Origin of the sequence: Sphingomonas sp. S2-65, assembly GCF_021513175.1 — a bacterium.
Classification (GTDB): Bacteria; Pseudomonadota; Alphaproteobacteria; order Sphingomonadales; family Sphingomonadaceae; genus Sphingomonas.
The window spans coordinates 2,433,994-2,451,788 of the sequence record NZ_CP090953.1 but is presented as its reverse complement, the minus strand read 5'-3'; the positions used below and the strand labels follow the sequence as shown (position 1 = coordinate 2,451,788).

Annotated in this window: 21 protein-coding genes and 1 tRNA gene; 7 read left to right on the top strand and 15 right to left on the bottom strand. The window is 67.7% G+C overall.

The annotated features are described in order from the left end of the window. Positions 1-7 precede the first annotated feature (7 nt). Together LZ586_RS11480 and LZ586_RS11475 are read right to left on the bottom strand one after the other, a co-directional pair. A complete protein-coding gene (locus LZ586_RS11480; protein WP_235076434.1) occupies positions 8-442 on the bottom strand; it encodes a DUF3576 domain-containing protein in 435 nt (144 codons plus the stop codon). Positions 443-571: 129 nt separating this feature from the next. Continuing rightward, positions 572-829 (bottom strand): hypothetical protein, encoded by a 258-nt coding sequence (locus tag LZ586_RS11475; RefSeq protein WP_235076433.1) that lies wholly within the window; start codon positions 827-829, stop codon positions 572-574. A 289-nt stretch (positions 830-1,118) separates the two neighbouring features. Here LZ586_RS11475 and LZ586_RS11470 point away from each other — a divergent pair, with 289 nt between their 5' ends. Continuing rightward, a complete protein-coding gene (locus LZ586_RS11470; protein WP_235076432.1) occupies positions 1,119-1,853 on the top strand; it encodes a hypothetical protein in 735 nt (244 codons plus the stop codon). Positions 1,854-1,916: 63 nt separating this feature from the next. Here LZ586_RS11470 and LZ586_RS11465 read toward each other — a convergent pair whose 3' ends face one another. Further along, on the bottom strand, positions 1,917-2,408 hold the full coding sequence (locus LZ586_RS11465; RefSeq protein ID WP_235076431.1) for a thiamine phosphate synthase: 492 nt from the start codon (positions 2,406-2,408) through the stop codon (positions 1,917-1,919). A gap of 61 nt (positions 2,409-2,469) precedes the next feature. Here LZ586_RS11465 and LZ586_RS11460 point away from each other — a divergent pair, with 61 nt between their 5' ends. Further along, positions 2,470-3,138, top strand: a complete 669-nt coding sequence (locus LZ586_RS11460) for a YggS family pyridoxal phosphate-dependent enzyme (protein WP_235076430.1) — start codon at positions 2,470-2,472, stop codon at positions 3,136-3,138. Further along, positions 3,135-3,797, top strand: coding sequence for an HAD family hydrolase (locus LZ586_RS11455; RefSeq protein ID WP_235076429.1), 663 nt, complete (start codon positions 3,135-3,137; stop codon positions 3,795-3,797). Before LZ586_RS11460 ends, LZ586_RS11455 begins: the two co-directional genes overlap by 4 nt. A 6-nt stretch (positions 3,798-3,803) precedes the next feature. Here LZ586_RS11455 and ribA read toward each other — a convergent pair whose 3' ends face one another. The 4 genes from ribA to LZ586_RS11435 all read right to left on the bottom strand — a co-directional run bounded on the left by ribA (position 3,804) and on the right by LZ586_RS11435 (position 8,923). Then, entirely contained in the window at positions 3,804-4,859 is a 1,056-nt protein-coding gene (gene ribA, locus LZ586_RS11450; RefSeq protein ID WP_235076428.1) for a GTP cyclohydrolase II, read from the bottom strand. Next, positions 4,856-5,638: an exodeoxyribonuclease III gene (locus LZ586_RS11445; RefSeq protein ID WP_235076427.1), complete on the bottom strand. Its 783-nt coding sequence runs from the start codon at positions 5,636-5,638 to the stop codon at positions 4,856-4,858. The genes ribA and LZ586_RS11445 overlap by 4 nt, the downstream gene beginning before the upstream one ends. Positions 5,639-5,873: 235 nt before the next feature. Then, entirely contained in the window at positions 5,874-6,476 is a 603-nt protein-coding gene (locus LZ586_RS11440) for a LolA family protein (RefSeq protein ID WP_235076426.1), read from the bottom strand. 86 nt (positions 6,477-6,562) lie between these two features. Then, positions 6,563-8,923: a DNA translocase FtsK gene (locus LZ586_RS11435; protein WP_235076425.1), complete on the bottom strand. Its 2,361-nt coding sequence runs from the start codon at positions 8,921-8,923 to the stop codon at positions 6,563-6,565. Between the two features lie 118 nt (positions 8,924-9,041). On the opposite strand from LZ586_RS11435, the gene LZ586_RS11430 reads away from it, so the two are divergent. Further along, positions 9,042-10,259: a UbiH/UbiF/VisC/COQ6 family ubiquinone biosynthesis hydroxylase gene (locus tag LZ586_RS11430; RefSeq protein ID WP_235076424.1), complete on the top strand. Its 1,218-nt coding sequence runs from the start codon at positions 9,042-9,044 to the stop codon at positions 10,257-10,259. Between the two features lie 85 nt (positions 10,260-10,344). Here the strand turns inward: LZ586_RS11430 and LZ586_RS11425 are convergent, their stop codons facing one another. Genes LZ586_RS11425 through LZ586_RS11415 form a run of 3 tightly spaced genes read right to left on the bottom strand, consistent with a single transcriptional unit; the run spans position 10,345 to position 12,004 of the window. Beyond that, the gene (locus LZ586_RS11425) at positions 10,345-10,515 is read right to left on the bottom strand and encodes a Trm112 family protein (RefSeq protein ID WP_235076423.1); all 171 of its coding nucleotides are present in this window, start codon (positions 10,513-10,515) and stop codon (positions 10,345-10,347) included. Beyond that, positions 10,512-11,120: an LON peptidase substrate-binding domain-containing protein gene (locus LZ586_RS11420; protein ID WP_235076422.1), complete on the bottom strand. Its 609-nt coding sequence runs from the start codon at positions 11,118-11,120 to the stop codon at positions 10,512-10,514. Before LZ586_RS11420 ends, LZ586_RS11425 begins: the two co-directional genes overlap by 4 nt. Then, the gene (locus LZ586_RS11415) at positions 11,117-12,004 is read right to left on the bottom strand and encodes a tetratricopeptide repeat protein (protein ID WP_235079786.1); all 888 of its coding nucleotides are present in this window, start codon (positions 12,002-12,004) and stop codon (positions 11,117-11,119) included. The genes LZ586_RS11420 and LZ586_RS11415 overlap by 4 nt, the downstream gene beginning before the upstream one ends. A 184-nt stretch (positions 12,005-12,188) precedes the next feature. Here LZ586_RS11415 and LZ586_RS11410 point away from each other — a divergent pair. From LZ586_RS11410 to LZ586_RS11400, 3 genes are all read left to right on the top strand, one after another. Then, positions 12,189-12,263, top strand: a tRNA-Gly gene (locus LZ586_RS11410). 59 nt (positions 12,264-12,322) lie between these two features. After that, the gene (locus LZ586_RS11405; RefSeq protein WP_235076421.1) at positions 12,323-12,715 is read left to right on the top strand and encodes a DUF2147 domain-containing protein; all 393 of its coding nucleotides are present in this window, start codon (positions 12,323-12,325) and stop codon (positions 12,713-12,715) included. Between the two features lie 20 nt (positions 12,716-12,735). Continuing rightward, complete coding sequence (locus tag LZ586_RS11400) at positions 12,736-13,533, top strand: DUF72 domain-containing protein (protein WP_235076420.1); 798 nt, start codon at positions 12,736-12,738, stop codon at positions 13,531-13,533. 83 nt (positions 13,534-13,616) lie between these two features. Here LZ586_RS11400 and LZ586_RS11395 read toward each other — a convergent pair whose 3' ends face one another. Genes LZ586_RS11395 through LZ586_RS11375 form a run of 5 tightly spaced genes read right to left on the bottom strand, consistent with a single transcriptional unit; the run spans position 13,617 to position 17,765 of the window. Beyond that, positions 13,617-14,078 (bottom strand): hypothetical protein, encoded by a 462-nt coding sequence (locus LZ586_RS11395; RefSeq protein WP_235076419.1) that lies wholly within the window; start codon positions 14,076-14,078, stop codon positions 13,617-13,619. Beyond that, positions 14,062-15,189, bottom strand: a complete 1,128-nt coding sequence (locus LZ586_RS11390; protein WP_235076418.1) for a CaiB/BaiF CoA transferase family protein — start codon at positions 15,187-15,189, stop codon at positions 14,062-14,064. The genes LZ586_RS11395 and LZ586_RS11390 overlap by 17 nt, the downstream gene beginning before the upstream one ends. Then, positions 15,186-15,704, bottom strand: coding sequence for a GNAT family N-acetyltransferase (locus tag LZ586_RS11385; RefSeq protein ID WP_235076417.1), 519 nt, complete (start codon positions 15,702-15,704; stop codon positions 15,186-15,188). Before LZ586_RS11385 ends, LZ586_RS11390 begins: the two co-directional genes overlap by 4 nt. After that, positions 15,704-16,888 carry an acyl-CoA dehydrogenase gene (locus LZ586_RS11380; protein ID WP_235076416.1) on the bottom strand — a complete coding sequence of 395 codons (1,185 nt, stop codon included), beginning with the start codon at positions 16,886-16,888 and terminating at the stop codon, positions 15,704-15,706. The genes LZ586_RS11385 and LZ586_RS11380 overlap by 1 nt, the downstream gene beginning before the upstream one ends. 10 nt (positions 16,889-16,898) lie before the next feature. Then, on the bottom strand, positions 16,899-17,765 hold the full coding sequence (locus tag LZ586_RS11375) for a COG4223 family protein (RefSeq protein WP_235076415.1): 867 nt from the start codon (positions 17,763-17,765) through the stop codon (positions 16,899-16,901). Positions 17,766-17,795: the final 30 nt, after the last annotated feature.

Genomic DNA, 17,795 nt, shown 5'->3' with positions numbered 1-17,795 from the left:
GATCCGCTTAGTTGGTCAGCGCGGCGCGGCGCAGGTCGCGCGCACGAGTCAGGATGATGTCTTCCAGCTTCTGGACGGTCGCCGCCTGGACGGGCGCCGCGACCCACTGGCCGTTGCGGTTTACTTCGCGCAGCGCCGCGACGCGCACGGCATCGGCGCGCAGATCCTGATCGAGCACGGTGACGGTCACCTTCATCCGCTCGGTCTGCACGTTCGGGTTCACATACCAGTCGGTGACGATCACGCCGCCATTGGAATCGGTCTGGAGCAGCGGCATGAAGCTCAGCGTATCGAGCGTGGCGCGCCACAGATACGAGTTCACGCCGATCGTGGTAACCCGCGACGCGGCCAGATCGGTGCTCGGACGGTCGCGGCCACCACCGCACGCAGTGATCGAAAGAGCGAGCGACCCAAGGATCGCAGTGCGCAACAGGCGGTTCATCGACACATTCCTACAGGCAGATAGAAGGCAAGCTGCATCTATAGTGGCGCTTGTGGCGGTAGCAAGGCGCCTGGAACGCTCCCGGTCGCGGTGATACGCCCAACGGGAATGACCCGGCACGACCGGGCGTCAGTGCCGGTCTGTGGGTCGCAGATCCAGTGTGGACAATCGGGCGATCACCGAATGCGGCGGCCGATATGCGAAGGCCACGCCCGCTTCCGACCTGGTGCTCCAGGCCACCCAGGCTTCCAGATCGGGCAGGCCGTCGACCACCAGTGTGACGAAGCTGCCGATACTCAACCCTTCGGCCTTGCTGAAGCGGCAGCCGAGCGAGCCGATGTCCATCACGCAGACCTGCATCAGCGCATGATGGTTGCGGACCAGCATGGCTGGAACGCGAATAGTCTGTCGGCGCACTAGACGCTGTTCTGCTGTCTCTGCCGAGTCCATCATCAGACGATATCACTAATTTATATTTTTAATTTAATTGCGATCAACGTGTGCACCTTTCTGCAGGATCGCGCAGAACCAAGGATCCAGATTATCCGCTTCGGACGAGTCCGGAGGCGAGTCTGTGGGCATCGGGCAACACTGGCGCGAAAATTGCGCGTTAGCGCTCGCATCGGTGGAACCTCGGCCCCAGATCATGGTAGGGCGACTCAACAAAGGGGTTTTCATGCGACGGCCAGGGTGGAAAGCGACGATCGGGATGGGCGTGCTCTGCGCGCTTTGTGCCGCCGTTTCGCCCGCCTTGCAGGCGCAGGACCGCAACGGCGTCGACCGCCGCGTTGCGCCGCGTCAGGCATTCACGCCGCGCGGCGGCCTCGGCACCTTCACGCCGGCTGCGGCCGATCCCAAGCTCGCTGCAATCCTCGCACGCAGCGGCATGCCCGAAGCCGGCTTCCGCTTTACGCCCTCCGAAGTCCGCGCCGGCACCCGCCGTGGTGTGACCGTGGCGGTGCGTGCCCGCACTACCGGTACGGTGCGCCTGGAGCGTGAGGAATTCGCCGCGGCTGCGCCGGCTGCCGTCAGCTTGGCACCGATCGGCTATAATCTGGGTGCGTCGGTCGGCTGGAAGCGCTTCGCCGTGTCGGGCGACGTCACCAAGGTCGAACTGGTCCATCAGCCCGGTAGCCGTGAGCGTGCCAATCTTGGGTTCAGCTACAGCGGCAAGCGCGTCACGGGACGGGTCCAGGCGACCGCCGACCGTCCGATCGAAGGTGCCGCGCCGGTGCTGATCGGCGACAAGCCGAGCTATTCGATGGACCTGGGCGGCTCCTATTCGCTGACCCGCAACCTCGATGTGACCGCAGGCGTGCGCTACAAGAGCGAGCGTGACCGCCTGCCCAAGCTCGAAGACGATCGCCGCGACAGCCAGGCGGTCTATGTGGGCACTGCTTTCCGCTTCTAACCGGCGCTTCAAGTTCAATGCAGGTTCGTCCATCCTCCCCCGCCAGGGGGAGGATAGGCCGCATCACCCCGTCCACGCATCGATCCCAGCCCAGCCATATACGCCTACCCCCCGCAGCCGTCGTGCCGACCGCGCGTTCATCCCCCCCAGCGCGATCACCGGCACCCCGACCCCGCGCACCAGCATCCCCAGCCGCACCGGCCCCAGCGCCGGCGCGCCGGGATGCGATCGCGTGGCAAATACCGGCGACACGAACAACAGATCCGCACCCGCCCGCGCCCCCGCCACGACCTCCTCGGGCGAATGCGCAGATCGGCTATACCAACCTCGCACCCGCCGCCGCGTGCCGTGCGTCCCGTCCTCCCCGCGCCCGAGCCGCGTCTCGCCGGCGCGCAACAGCACCAGCCCACGCCGCCGCGCCACTGCCGCGACCCGCGCGAACAGCGCCCGCCGCTCCGCCAGCGGCAGCCGATAATGCCGAAAAATCACCCCACTGCCGCGCGGCATCCGTTCCAAAGCCGCCCACAGCCGCTCGCACATTCGCTCGTCGGTCATCAGCCATAGCTTGGGCGGGGAGGGGTGGCGGGCGCGCATCCACCTGCCTATAGCGCGGCGCATGCCAACAGACGACGCCAGCCAGCGCCTCGAACAGGTGCGCGACGAAATCGCCCGCGCCGCCCACATCGCCGATCGCAAGGCCGACGCGGTCACGCTGATCGCAGTCTCCAAGACACACGATGCCGACGCCATCCGTCCGCTGATCGCCGCGGGCCAGCGCGTCTTTGGCGAGAACCGCGTGCAGGAAGCGGAGGTGAAATGGCCGGCGCTCCGCGCGGAAACCTCCGGGATCGAGCTGCACCTGGTGGGGCAGCTTCAATCGAACAAGGCCGAGGAAGCCGTCGCCTTGTTCGACGCGATCCACTCGGTCGACCGCGATTCGCTGGTCACCGCGCTCGCCAGGGCGATGGACAAGCAGCACCGGCGTCCCGCCTGCTTCCTCCAGGTCAATATCGGCGACGAGCCGCAAAAGGGGGGCTGCCTGGTCGCCGATCTGCCCAAGCTGATCGAACAGGCGCGCGCGGCCGACCTGCCCGTGGCCGGGCTTATGTGCGTGCCGCCGCTGGCGACCGAACCCGCACCCTATTTCGCGTTGCTCGCCAAGATGGCGCGCGACCATGGGGTGCCTGGCCTCAGCATGGGCATGTCCAGCGACTTCGCCACCGCGGTGACGATCGGCGCCACCCATGTCCGCATCGGATCGGCCCTGTTCGGAGCGCGCGCGTGAAGTTCGACGCCATTATCTTCGACTTTGACGGCGTGCTGCTGGAAAGCGAGGCCGCCGGCAATCGCCAGATCGCCGACTATCTGAGCAGCATCGGCCACCCGACCACGCCCGAACAGTCGATGGCCAATTTCATGGGCCTGTCGGGTACCGCGTTCCTGGGCGCGGTCGAGCAGTGGATCGGCCGCCCCCTTCCCGACAGCTTCCACGAAGCCCGCCGCGCCGAGGATCGCCGCGTGCTGGACGAGGGGCTGCCCGAGGTCGCCGGCGCGATCCGCTTCCTGCTCGATCTGCCCGCCGACCTGCCGCGCGCCATCGCGTCGTCGAGCAGCACCACCTGGATCACCCGCCATCTCGATCACCTCGGGGTGCGCCCCATATTCGGCGACAAGATCTTCAGCGGCCACGAGCATGTCGAGCGCGGCAAGCCGGCGCCCGACATCTACCTCCACGCCGCCAGGGCGCTCGGCGCGGACATCACGCGCTGCGTGATCCTTGAGGATTCGCAGGTCGGCGTCACCGGCGCGGTCGCATCGGGCGCACACGTCATCGGCATGTGCGTCGCCAGCCACTGTGCCCCCGACCATGCCGGCCGCCTGCGCGCGCTCGGCGTCCACGACATCGCCGCCAGCTTCGACGACGTCCGGAAGCTGATCTTCTAGTTCAGATCATAACTGGTGCCCGGTGCGGTCACGCTTCGTCGCGAGATACCGTTCATTGTGCGGATTGGGCGGCAGCTTGTGCGCCACCCGCTCGCTAACGATGATGCCCGAGGCTTTGAGCGCCGCCACCTTGTCCGGATTGTTGGTCAGCAGCCGCACCGTCGTCTGTCCCATCAGCGCCAGCATCCGTCCGGCGATCGCGAAGTTGCGCGCATCTACCGCGAACCCCAGTCGGGTATTGGCGTCAACGGTATCGAACCCCTGGTCCTGCAGCGCATAGGCGCGCAGCTTGTTGATCAGCCCGATCCCGCGCCCTTCTTGGCGCAGATACAGCAGGATCCCCCAGCCGCTCGCTTCGATCGCGGCGATCGCGGCGCGCAGCTGCGGCCCGCAATCGCATTTCAGGCTGCCGAGCACGTCCCCGGTCAGGCATTCGCTATGCAGCCGCACCAGCGGCGGCGTGCCGTCCGGCTGCCCGATCACCAGCGCGACATGCTCGCCCGGCATCTCGTCGGTGCGGAAGGCGACGATCTCGCTATCCTCGGCGCCTTCCACCGGCAGCCGCGCCCGCCCGACGATGCGCAGCCGGTCGGCATCCTCATGCGCGTCGATGTCGGCAGGCGTGATCGCGTCGGCATCGTCTTCCTCCAGCACGAAGAAGGCAGGCAACAGCCCCGCGACCCGCGCCAGCCGCAGCGCCGCCACAGCCGCATCGCCCGCTTCGATCGGGATCGCGCGGAACGGCCCCTTGAGCGGAGTCGCCAGATCGAGCTGCGGGTCGGCGAGCGCGGTCCCGGTGTCGAAGTCCAGCCACGGCACCCGCTCGACCAGCACCGGCCCTTCGGGCGTCGCCGCGTCGCGTTGGTTGGCGAGCTTCAGCGTTGCCGCACGCCCCGCCGACAGCAGCACCGGCGCGCGCTCCTCGGGATCGAACGCCTTCAACCGCTCGGCATCGGCGGTTTCGATCGCCAGCAGCCGCAGCGTGCCGTCGCCTCCACGGATTGCGATCGGCCAGCCGCGCCGCAGCGCGTCCACGGCCTGGGCAGCCGCGCGCGCGCTCAAAAGGCGAACTCGGTGATGAGCGGTACGTGGTCGGATGGCTTGAGCCAGTCGCGGCACGGCTCGCACACCTTGTGCGCCACCGCCTGGTCCGCAATGCCGGGGCTCGCCCACATATGATCCAGCCGCCGCCCGCGGTCGTTCGCGTTGCGGTCCTTGGAACGGTAGCTCCACCAGGTGAAGCAGCGCTCGGGCGCGGGGATGAAGCGTCGGCCCAGATCGACCCAGTCATGCGTCGCCTGCAGCCGCCCCAGCGCCTCAACTTCGATCGGCGTGTGGCTGACGACATCGAGCAGCTGCTTGTGGCTCCACACGTCGCATTCCAGCGGCGCAATATTGAAGTCGCCGACCAGGATCGTCGGGGTGTCGAGGCTCGCCGACCACTCTGTCATGCGCTGGATGAAATCGAGCTTCTGGCCGAACTTGGGGTTCACCTCGCGGTTCGGAATGTCACCGCCGGCGGGGACGTAGACATTCTCCAGCCGCACGCCGTTCGGCAGCGCGACGCCGACATGCCGCGCTTCCTGGTTCGCCTGCCAGTCGAGCCGGTCGTCCTCGACCATCGGCACCCGCGCGATGATCGCCACGCCGTGGTGCATGCGCTGGCCGTGTTTGATGATGTGGTCATAGCCGAGCGCGCGGAATGCTTCCTCGGGAAAGTCGCCGTCGATCACCTTGGTTTCCTGCAGGCACAGGACGTCCGGCGACTCGTCGCGCAGGAATTGTTCGACGATGCCGATCCGGAAGCGGACCGAGTTGATGTTCCAGGAAGCGATCTTCACGCAGGCGATGTAGCGCTTTTGGCGGGTGGTTCCAGCCCACCGCCAAGCGCAGCGCTCCAAAAAGGAAAGGCCCCCGCTCCGGGGGCAATGGAGCGAGGGCCGACCTAGCGTTCGTCACGCAGGCGGGAAATGGTTCGACCTCGAGCAACAGGGGGAAAATCCCGAGTACCGTCCCACATCCGCCCGATGCTTCTAGGCCCGCGAACCTGTCGCCAGCATGAACAATGTTCAGGAATCAGCGATTTCGTTGCCGCGGGTCGTTCCAGCGGAACGTCCCGTCCGACACCGGCACGTTGAAGCGCACGTTGGACAGACGGATCGTCGTCCGGTTGCCCTGCGAATCCAATGCCACCCAGCCCTGCAGCATCAACCCCGAAGGGCCCGATGCGTTCTTCTGGAAGATCAACGTGATGCGGCCATATTCGGGATGCGCGCGGTCCTGCACCTCAACCGACACGACGCGCGGATCGCCTGTCGGCAGCACCTTGGCGAACTTCGACATATCCTTTTTCGGGTTGAGCAGCACGCCCAGCGGCGAGCTGCCGATCGGCCAGCGGTCGACCTGGCGTACCTGATAGTCGATGAAATACAGGCTGCGCCCGTCCGCGACGATCAGCTGCGGCACGCCCTTTTCATATTGGAAGCGGATCTTGCCCGGCTGCTTCAGCGTCAGCGTACCGCCCACCGTCCGCCCGGTGCGGTCGGTCTGCGCAAAGGTCGCGGTCATGCTGCTCAGCCCCTGCAGATGCTGCTGCACCTGGGCAAGTTCGCCCACAGGCGCGGCCGCGATCAGCGCCGGGGCAGCGAGCAGAGTGAAGGCAAGGGGCCGTGCAAACACGATTGAAATCTCCAAAGCTGGATGACACCCCTACAGGGCGCGGCTTGAATGTCCCCTGAACCCGTTTGGCCGCCAAACGATCCGGTTCAGTTCAGCGGTCGCCCGTCGGTGTCCATCAGCACTTCGCGGCGGCCGACATGGTCCGGGCGCGACACCAGCCCGTCCTTTTCCATCCGTTCGATCAACCGTGCGGCCGAGTTGTAGCCCACGCGCAGCTGGCGCTGGAGCCATGAGGTCGATGCCTTCTGGCTCTCCGCCACCAGCTGGCAGGCGCGGCGGTACAGCTGCTCCTCGGGCGTATCGTCGCCTTGCGGCCCGCCCTCCAGCGCAAAGCCGCCATCCTCCGGCTCCTCGGTGACCGCGGAAATATAATCCGGCGTCCCCTGCGAGCGCCAGAAGTCCGAAACCGCCTGCACTTCGTCATCGCTGACGAACGGCCCGTGGACGCGCAGGATCTGCTTGCCGCCGGCCATGTACAGCATGTCGCCGCGGCCCAGCAGCTGCTCGGCGCCCTGCTCGCCCAGGATCGTGCGCGAATCGATCTTCGACGTGACGTGGAAGCTGATCCGCGTCGGCAAATTGGCCTTGATCACGCCGGTGATGACGTCGACCGAGGGGCGCTGCGTCGCCATGATCAAGTGGATGCCCGCCGCGCGCGCCTTCTGCGCCAGCCGCTGGATCAGGAATTCGACTTCCTTGCCCGCCGTCATCATCAGGTCGGCCAGCTCGTCGACGATCACCACGATCAGCGGCAGCGGCTGCAGGTCGAGCGTCTCTTCCTCATAGATCGGCCGTCCGGTGTCGGGATCATAGCCGGTCTGGACCTTGCGCCCGAGCTGCTGACCCTTGGCCTTGGCCAGCCGCACCTTGTCGTTGAAGCTGGCCAGGCTGCGGACATTGACGCTCGCCATCATCCGATAGCGATCCTCCATCTGCTCGACTGCCCATTTCAGCGCACGCACCGCCTTGGGCGGGTCGGTGACGACGTCGGCCAGCAGATGCGGGATGTCCTTGTACATGCTGAGTTCCAGCATCTTGGGATCGATCATGATCATCCGGCACTGGTCGGGCGTCAGCCGGTACAGCAGCGACAGGATCATGCAGTTGAGGCCCACCGACTTGCCCGAACCGGTGGTACCCGCGACCAGCAGATGCGGCATCGGCGCCAGGTCGGCGATCACCGGCTCGCCGGCGATGTTCTTGCCCAGCACCAGCGGCAGGTTGGCGCCCTGATCCTCGAAACTCTGGCTGCCGATCAGCTCGTGGAGGTTCACTCCCTCGCGCTTTACGTTCGGCAGCTCGATGCCGATCACGGTGCGGCCCGGGATGGTGGCGACGCGCGCGGAGATCGCGCTCATGTTGCGGGCGATATCGTCGGCCAGCTGGATGACTCGGCTCGCCTTGATCCCGCTGACCGGCTCGAACTCGTACATCGTCACGACCGGGCCGGGGCGAACCTCGACCACCTGGCCCTTTACGTTGAAATCGTCGAGCACGCTTTCCAGCAGCCGGGCATTGCGCTCCAGCGCCGCCTTGTCGATCGTCGCGTGCTGGTTGGCGGGCCCCGGCTTCAACAGGTCGAGCGCGGGCAGCGTATAGCTGTCCTTGAAGTCCAGGCTGGTCTGCTCGGGCGCCATCCGCGCCTTGGCCGGGGCAGGGGAGGTGCCGCGCTCGGCGATCACCGGCGCCGGACGGTTATCCGGCACCACCACCTTGCGCGGCGCGCTCGGCTCGCCGGCCTCGAACAGCGCATTGGCCGAAGGCAGCTCGGCGACGTCCTCGCTGCCCAGCCGCGGCTCGGGACCGCGCAACAGCCGCTGCTTGGCCGGCCCGGTCAGGCTCGGGAAGCGCATCACCCGATCGGGCAACGTGAAGTCCAGCGTCCGCCACCAGAAGAACAGCCCGAACAGCGTCGCAGCCGCGCCGAGGACCCGCCCGGCCCAGAACGACACGGCCGGGTTGCCGCCCAGCCCGATCAGCCAATCGACCAGGCCGGCCACCGCCAGCCCTACGATGCCGCCCATGCCCCCGGGCAGCCGCCAATCGATCGCCAGCGACCAGTCGATGTGGAGCAAGGTCAATCCCGCCGCGACCAGGCACGCGCTCAGCGCCGCCCCGCGCAGCATCTGCGTCCAGGCGCCTACCGGGCGATCGAGCCACAGCCGATTGGTGACGATGAAGCCGACCGGGATCACCAGCAGCACCGGCAATCCCAGCAAGGCATATAGCAGGTCGGAGATCCAGGCACCGCTGCCGCCCATCAGGTTGCGCGCCGGGCCGCCGGAGGCGGTGTTCATCGACGGATCCTGCGCATGATAGCTCAGCATCGCGACCAGCAACGCCACCGTTGCCAGGAACAGGATCGTGCCGCCGATCAGCGCGGTGCTGCGCAGTGCGCCAGCCTTCATCGTGTCGCGCAACAGCGACGGTTGTGCCCGGGTCGCCATCGCCCAGCCTCCAGATTGTCAGGTGTGCCGGGATGATCGCTCAAAGGGAGTCGCTCGTCAACTATGGCCCTGTTTTGTACCGCTGGCCTGCACCGGCGAACAGGGGTAGGGGCAGGGCATGGACAGCGCGGACATTCTCATCCTCGGCGGCGGCTTGGTGGGGAGCGCGCTTGCCGTCGCGCTCGACGCCCATGGCATCTCCTCGATCGTCGTCGATCCGGCCGACCCCGAACTCATCCTCCAGGCGGCTTTCGACGGCCGCGCCTCGGCGATCGCCAGCGCGCCGATGCGCATGTTCGAAGCGATCGGCGTGGCTGACCGGCTGGCCGGCAAGGGTTGTCCGATCCAGGGGATCCGCGTCAGCGACGGACTGGAGCCCGGCAAGCTCGACTTCGCGCCCGGCGATGGCGAAGGCGCGGTCGGCACCATGTTCGAGAACCGCATCCTGCGCACTGCCCTGTTCGAAGCCGCCCAGGCCGCATCGCTCGCCGATCTGCGGATGAAGACGCGGACCGTGTCGGTGGAGCGGGGCGAGTTCGGCGTCACCGCCTTGCTCGATTCGGGCGCCACCGTGCGTGCCCAGCTGCTGATCGCCGCCGAAGGCCGCAACTCGCCGACGCGCGAGGCCGCCGGGCTCAAGACCGCGCGCTGGACCTATGACCATGCCGCGATGATCGCGACGATGAACCATGCGCGCAGCCACGAAAACATCGCCTTCGAGATCTTCTATCCCGACGGCCCCTTCGCCATCCTGCCGCTTCCCGACAATGCCGATGGGCACCGCTCGGCGGTGGTGTGGACGGTAAAGGCCGACGAAGCCGCCGGGCTGATGAAGATCAGCCAGCGCGGCTACCTCGCCGAGCTCGAGAAGCGCATGGGAGGGTTCCTGGGGCCGCTCAGCAATTTGTCGGCACGCTCGAGCTACCCGCTTGGCTTCCACCACGCCGCCTGGATCACCGCTGATCGTCTTGCGCTGGTGGGTGACGCCGCGCACGGCATCCATCCGATCGCCGGCCAGGGAGTCAATGTCGGCTTCCGTGACGTCGCCACGCTGGTCGAGGTGCTGGTCGACGGCAAGCGGCTCGGCATGGACCTGGGCGACCCCCAGCTGCTGGCCCGCTACCAGCGCTGGCGCGGCCTCGACACCTTCATGGTCGCCGCCGCCACCGATGGCCTCACGCGCCTGTTCGGTATCCCCGGCAAGACCGCGGCCAGCGTCCGCCGCTTCGGCCTGTCTGCCGTCGACAAGCTGCCGATGCTCAAGAACTGGTTCATGGCCGAAGCCCGCGGCGAAAGCGGCGACGTGCCCAAATTGCTTCAGGGACTGAGCGCTTAAAACCCTCCCCGGACCGGGGAGGGGGACCGCAGGAGGTGATGGAGGGGAGTGCCCCAAGCGTGTCGTTATCGATCGCGCACTACCCTCAATCGATTCGCCGCGCAGCCTCTACCAGCAACACCGGCACGCCATCGCGCACCGGATACGCGACACCGGCCTCATCCGACACCAGCTCCTGCGCCGCCTCGTCATAGCGCAGCTTCGTTCGCGTCGCCGGGCACACCAGCCGCTCCACCAGCCACGGGTCCAGGCTCATTGCAGCGTCGCTCCGTCCTCGCCGTGCCGCCCGAAGAACTGCATCAGCTGCACCGCCAGCTCGGCGCGCTCGCCCAGCGAATCGGCCTGCAGCAGCGCCTGCTTCGACGCCGCGTCGAACGGTGCGATCTGGGCGATGCCGTTCACCAGCGATTCGTCGTCCAGGCGGGTCACCGCTTCCCAATCGACTGCGTAGCCCAGGCCATCGGCGAAGCGCCGCGCCTCCATCTCGATCGACGCACGCTCGCCCAGCGACAGAGTCTCGCTCTCGCCAAGCGGCTCCAGCTCGGCCTCGATCTGGCGGAACGGCGTGCTCACATCGAGCTCGCGCACCAGCGTGAAGCGCGCCAGGCCTTCCAGCACGATGTCGAAACGGCCATCGGGCAGCGCCTCCACCTCGGCGATGCGCCCGACACAGCCCATCGCGAACAGCGGCGGCTTGTCGCCCCCGCCGCGCGGCTGGATCATGCCGATACGGCGGTCCCGCGCCAGCGCGTCGGACACCATCGCCCGGTAGCGCGGCTCGAACACGTGGAGGGGAAGATGCGCCCGCGGGAACAGCAGCGCGCCTGCCAGCGGGAACACCGATAGGCGCGTCACCGTCATCCGAACAGGATCGCCGACAGCTTGCGCCGCTGGGCCGAGACCCAGGGATCCTCCAGCCCGACCGCCTCGAACAGCGTCAGCAGCCGCTGGCGCGCGGCGCCTTCGTTCCACGCCTTGTCGTCGCGGATCATGTCCAGCAGCGTCTCGGCGGCGCCTTCGCGGTCGTTCGCCATCAGTGCGCCGGCGAGTTCGTACCGCGCATCCATGTCGCCGGTAGCCGCACGCGCGCGCACCTCACCCAGATCGTCGACCGGCGTCGCTTCCAGCGCCAGGCTCAGCGCCGCCCGGGCTCCGGCCAGCTCAGGCGCCTTGGCCGTCTCTTCGGGCAGCGCGTCGAGTGCCGCCTGCGCTTCCTCGGCCCGCCCCAGCGCGATCAGCGCCCGCACGCGGCCGGCGGCGACCACCGGGTGACCCGGCGCCATCGCCTCGATCTGCTCGAACACCGACAGCGCGCGCTCAGGGTCGCCATCGGCCAGCACCTGCTCGCCCATCGCGATCAGCGGCTCCAGCTCGGCCTCCGCCTGCGCTTCCTCGCTCGCCACCGGCAGCTGGCGCAGGATCTGGTCCAGCATCGTGCGCAGCTGCGATTCGGTGCGCGCGCTGGTCAGGTCGGCAACGAGCTGGCCCTGGAACATCGCGTACACGGTCGGGATCGAGCGCACCTGGAATTGCGCGGCGATGAACTGGTTCTTGTCGACATCGACCTTGGCCAGCTTCACGCCCTTGGCCGCATAGTCCGCGGTCACCTTTTCCAGCACCGGCGTCAGCGCCTTGCACGGGCCGCACCATTCCGCCCAGAAATCGATGACGACCAGGCTGGTCATCGACGGTTCGACGATGTCGCGGCGGAAGGCGTCGACAGCTTCCTTCTCGGCGGGGCTCATACCAAGCGTGGCCAATGGTCACTCCTACAGGGCAAATCTCGTTGCGCCGCTATGTGGGCGTTCGCGGCGCGTGCGCCAAGCTTTTTCCGAAACTGGCGAAAAGGGGGTTGCGCACCCCGAAACCCGCCGCTAGTGGACGCGCCTCACCCAGCCCAAGCGCTTCGGCGCCGGGCAGAACGCCAGAGCGGGCGTAGCTCAGGGGTAGAGCACGACCTTGCCAAGGTCGGGGTCGAGGGTTCGAATCCCTTCGCCCGCTCCAGCGGTTCTTCCGCACATCAGGGGGTTGATCCCCCGCCTTGCGCAAGCCAAGCAGGCGTCATGATCGCCCTGCTCCCCTTCTTCCTGTCGCTCGTCTCGCCGCTCCAGGCCGAGCCCGTCGCGCTCGCCGGCACCATCTGGCGCAACCCGCGCGACAGCGTCCATGTCCGTTTCGAATCCTGCGGCGTGCAATTGTGCGGAACGGTGGTCTGGGCGAGCGACAAGGCGATCGCCGATGCCGCGCGGGGATCCAGCACGCCGCTGGTCGGCACTCGGATCTTTCGCGATTTCCATGCCGATGGCGCGAATGTGTGGCGCGGCAAGGTCCATGTCCCCGACCTCGGCCAGGATTTCAGCGGGCGGATCACGCTCGAGGGCGACCGGATGACCGGGCGCGGCTGCCTCATCGCCGGCCTCGTCTGCAAGTCGCAGACCTGGTCGCGCGTACGCTGATCGCGCGCTATGCTGCCAGCATGACGAACGGCAGCATCAGAATAGGCATCGGCGGCTGGACCTTCGAGCCGTGGCGCGGGACCTTCTATCCCGAAGGGCTCACCCATAAGCGCGAACTGGAATATGCCAGCCGACAGCTGACCGCGATCGAAATCAACGGGACTTATTATTCCAGCTTCAAGCCCGCGACCTTCGCCGGCTGGGCCGCCACCGCTCCCGAGGGCTTCGTCTACGCGGTAAAGGGCTCGCGCTTCGTCACCAACCGCAAGCTGCTGGCCGAGGCCGGCGAATCGGTCCAGCGCTTCGTCGGGCAGGGGCTGACCGAGCTCGGCGACAAGCTCGGCCCGATCCTGTGGCAGTTCATGGCCACCAAGAAGTTCGACGCCGACGATTTCCGCGCCTTCCTGGCGCTGCTGCCCCGCACTCAGGACGGCATGCACCTTCGCCACGCGGTGCAGGTCCGCCACGACAGCTTCCACGTTCCCGAATTCGTCGCGATGTGCCGTGAGGCCGGCGTCGCCATCGTCTATGCCGACTCGCCGCAATATCCCGCGCTCGCCGATATCACCGGCGACTTCGTCTATGCGCGGCTGGAGGCGGGCGAGGACGACAATCCGCTCTGCTATCCCGAAAGCGACTTTCCACGCTGGCTCGAAGCCGCGCGTGTCTGGGCCGCGGGCGGCCGCCCCGACGGGCTGCCCTATGTTACCGAGGACGCGCCCAAGGCGGAGCCCCGCGAGACGTTCATCTTCTTCATCCACGGCGGCAAAGTCCGCGCCCCCGCCGCCGCCCAGGAACTGATCCGCCGCTTGGGCTAAGCACCCCCGTCATCCCGGCCTCGAGCCGGGATCCCGCTTCTTCTCCTGCAGGGAACGCGAGCCCGAGGTGGCGAGAGAGACGACTAGCCTCTGCCCAGCGCCGCCCGGCACCGCGCAGCAGACAGGGCGCGGACCACTCCCGCAACCGCAGCCCCGCCAAGATAAAACGGCAACAACCCCATAGGCAGCCGCTCGCCGGTCAGCCCGGTCCCGAACCCGCGCGACCACTCCGCCGGGATCAGCAGCAGCGTGAGCAGCATCGCCGTCAGCCCGGCGATCGCGCCAAGCACGCCCGCCATCCTCTCGCCGGGCCCCAGCCGGTCGGCAAGCAGGAACAAGGCCAGCAGCAACCCGCCCAGCATCAGCTTGGCCCCGGGCGCCATCGCGTCGGCGACATGCCAGCTATCCGCCGCCAGCCGCCGCAGCGCGAACCCGCCGGCGGGAAGCCGGTCCCACGCGATCAGCCCGCTCGGCAGGAACACCGCCACTGCCCAGCCCGCCACCCAGGCGATGCCGAAGCACCGGGCATCACTCCCCCGCTTCATGCCCAATCCCCCGTCCCGGGCTGGCGAGATCCGCCACCATCCGTTCGCCGTCGATCACGATCGGGCTCGCCACGCCCGGCAGCCCGTCCCGCTCGATCCGCATCCCCCGCGCGGCGACCTGCGCATCGGCAAACACGTCATCCATCCGGTTGATCGGGCCGGCGGGCACGCCCACGCGCTCCAGCGCCTCGTACAATGCCGCCTTGTTCCACGCGCCGATCGCCGCCTCCAGCACGGGAATTAGCGCCGCGCGGTGCGTCACGCGCCCCGGATTGGTCGCGAACCGCGCATCCTGCGCTAAATCGAGCCCGAGCACCGCGCACAGCCGCGCGAACTGCGCGTCATTGCCCACCGCCACGATCAACGCCCCGTCCTTCGTCTCGAATGCCTGGTACGGCACCAGATTGGGGTGGCCGTTGCCCATCCGGTGCGGCACGGCGCCACTCGCCATCCAGTTGAGCGCCTGGTTGGCTAGCACTCCCACCTGGGTGTCGAGCAGCGCCATGTCGATGTGCGCGCCTTCACCGGTGACGTCACGCCGCCGAAGCGCCGCCAGGATCGCCACCGCCGAATATACTCCGGTAAAGATGTCGGCATACGCCACCCCCGCCTTTTGCGGAGCCCCATCGGGCTCGCCGGTCAGCGACATGAACCCGCCCATCCCCTGGATGATGAAATCATATCCCGCGCGGTCGGCATAGGGGCCGGTCTGGCCGAACCCGGTGATCGAACACACCACCAGCCGCGGATCGGCCGCGCGCAGCGTCGCGGGATCGAGCCCGTACTTCACCAGCCCGCCGACCTTGTAATTCTCGATCACGACATCGGTACCGGCGATCAGCGCGCGCACCTTCGCCTGCCCCTCGGGCGTGGCGATGTCGAGGAAGCGGCTGGTCTTGCCGCGGTTGGCCGCATGGAAATACGCGGCATCGCGGTTCTCGCCATCGGCGCCGCGCAGAAAGGGCGGCCCCCAATGCCGCGTGTCGTCGCCCATGCCGGGACGCTCCACCTTCACTACCTCGGCGCCCAGGTCGGCCAGCAATTGCCCGCACCACGGCCCCGCCAGGATGCGGGCAAGCTCGACGACGCGAAGACCTTCCAGCGGCTTCACGCGGCACCCCGACGGATCGCATACACCACATGATCCGGGAACACGTCGCCATTGCCACGGTGGTGCCGCCCCTCGATCAGCGTGCCGCCAATCTTCTCCATTGCCCGACGGGATCGAAAATTCTGCGCGCCGACCAGGAAGACGGCGGTGCCGACGAACCGGTGGATATGCGCCAGCATCAACCGCTTCACCTCGCGATTATAGGTGCCGCCCCAGAAAGCGCGCGCCAGAAACGTCCAGCCGATTTCGACCTCGTCATTCGCGGGATCGTGGGCGTCGTAACGGCTTGACCCGATCAGCCTGCCGCTCGCCCGTTCGATAATCGCCAGCCCGCCCCCGCACGCCAGCGCTTCTTCGAAGAAGCGCCGGAAATTCGCAGGCTGCCAGCGCTCTGGTACCGGATGCAATTCCCAGATTAGCGGGTCCGATCCTGCCGCTTGGAACGCGTCCCAATCCTCTGGACGAAGCGGCCGGATGGTGACCAGTTCGCCGTCCAGGACCGGCTGCCGATCCATCAGAACGCCGCGATTCCCGTGATCGCCCGACCGAGGATCAACCCGTGCACGTCGTGCGTGCCTTCATAGGTGTTGACCGTCTCCAGGTTGATCGCGTGGCGCATCACATGGAACTCGGCCGAGATGCCATTGCCGCCATGCATGTCGCGCGCGACGCGGGCGATCGCCAGCGCCTTGCCGCAATTGTTGCGCTTGATGATGCTGATCGCCTCGGGCGCCAGATTGCCGTCGTCGAACATCCGCCCGGCGCGCAGTGCCGCCTGCAGCCCCAGCGCGATCTCGGTCTCCATGTCGGCCAGCTTCAGCTGGACCAGCTGCGTGGCCGCCAGCGGCCGGCCGAACTGGTGGCGGTCGAGCGTATATTGCCGTGCGGCATGCATGCACGCCTCGGCAGCGCCCATCGTCCCCCAGGCGATGCCATAGCGGGCGCGGTTGAGGCAGCCGAACGGCCCCTTCAGTCCCTGGACATTGGGCAGCAGCGCGTCCTCGCCGACCTCCACCCCGTCCATGACGATCTCCCCGGTCACCGACGCGCGCAGGCTCAATTTGCCTTCGATCTTGGGCGTCGACAGCCCGGCGGCCCCGCGCTCGAGCACGAAGCCCTTGATCGCTCCGTCATGCGCGTCGGACTTGGCCCACACCACCATGACGTCGGCGATCGGCGAATTGGTGATCCACATCTTGGCGCCGGTTAGCCGGTATCCGCCGTCGATCTTCTCGGCCCGGGTGCGCATCCCGCCCGGATCGGAACCCGCATCGGGCTCGGTAAGCCCGAAGCATCCGACCCACTCGCCGCTGGCGAGTTTCGGCAGATATTTCCGCTTCTGCTCCTCGGTGCCATAAGCGTGGATCGGATACATCACGAGCGAGCTTTGCACGCTCATCGCCGATCGATAGCCGGAATCGACCCGCTCGACTTCGCGCGCCACCAGGCCATAGGCGACATAGCCGAGCCCGGCGCCGCCATAGCTTTCAGGAATCGTCGCGCCGAGCAGCCCCAGCTGGCCCATTTCCGACATGATCTCGCGGTCGAAATTCTCGTCCAGAAAGGCGCGGGTCACGCGGGGCAGCAACTCGCCTTGCGCATAGTCGCGCGCGGCGGCCTGCACCATCCGCTCCTCGTCGGTCAGCTGCGCCTCCAGCGCGAACGGATCCTGCCAGTCGAACCGGCCCATTTCTGCCATTCTCAGTTCCTCAGATCGCGTCGGGCGGCACCGCCTGGGATGCCGCGACCGGCGGCGGGGTGGCGGGAAGCTGCACGGCCGCCCGCTCGATTTCGTCCAGACCGTGCCGCGCCTCGACATAGCGGCGCGCCGCGGACACCCAGCTCTCGGCATTGGCGACGCCGGGCAGGTGCGCGACTTCCGCCAGCGCCGCTTCGACGCGTCCGGCATCCAGGTCGCGCTTGGCGCGGCGCAGCCGGTCGGGGCTGCGCGGGCTGGGCGATCCTACCGGGCGCAGCACCACCATGTCGCCCAGGATACGGCGGGCGCGGACCCACACGCTGTCGTCCGGGCCGGCCAGCAGCTTGGGGGCGATCGTGTCCATCGCCAGCCGCAGATCCTCGATCGTCACCGGCTGCGCGGCCGCACGCGTGATCGACGCGACGGCATCGCCATGGCCCTCGCCGAAGCGCTGGCGCAATTGCTGCTCCAGCCCGCCCAGCGGCGTGCCGCGCTCGATCGCGCGGCGTACCGAGAACGCGATCATCAACCGTTCGGCCTGGGTTGCATAAGTGGATGCGGTGCGCGCGCTGGCGCCGGCATCGCTCAGCCGGTTTTCCAGCTGATCCAGTCGCCCCGCCAGCGCCTGCTCGCGCGCGCTCAGGGTGGCCAGGTCAGTGCCCGCTGGTATTGCGGGCATTTTTACCGCAACTGGCTGGGCCGGCAGCGCCATTGTCGGGGTGGGTTGCGGGAACGGGCTGCGCTCGATCCCGGTGAAGTGCAGGATGCCGGCGGTCGCGGCGATGCCGCTCAGAAAGGAAAGGCCGCCGATCAGCAGGCTCTTCCGCCCTGGGGAGGTGGTGCGTGCCGCTTCCGGCGCGAAAGGCTCGTCGCTCATGGGCGCCCTTATTCGCGCCCGAGACAGCGC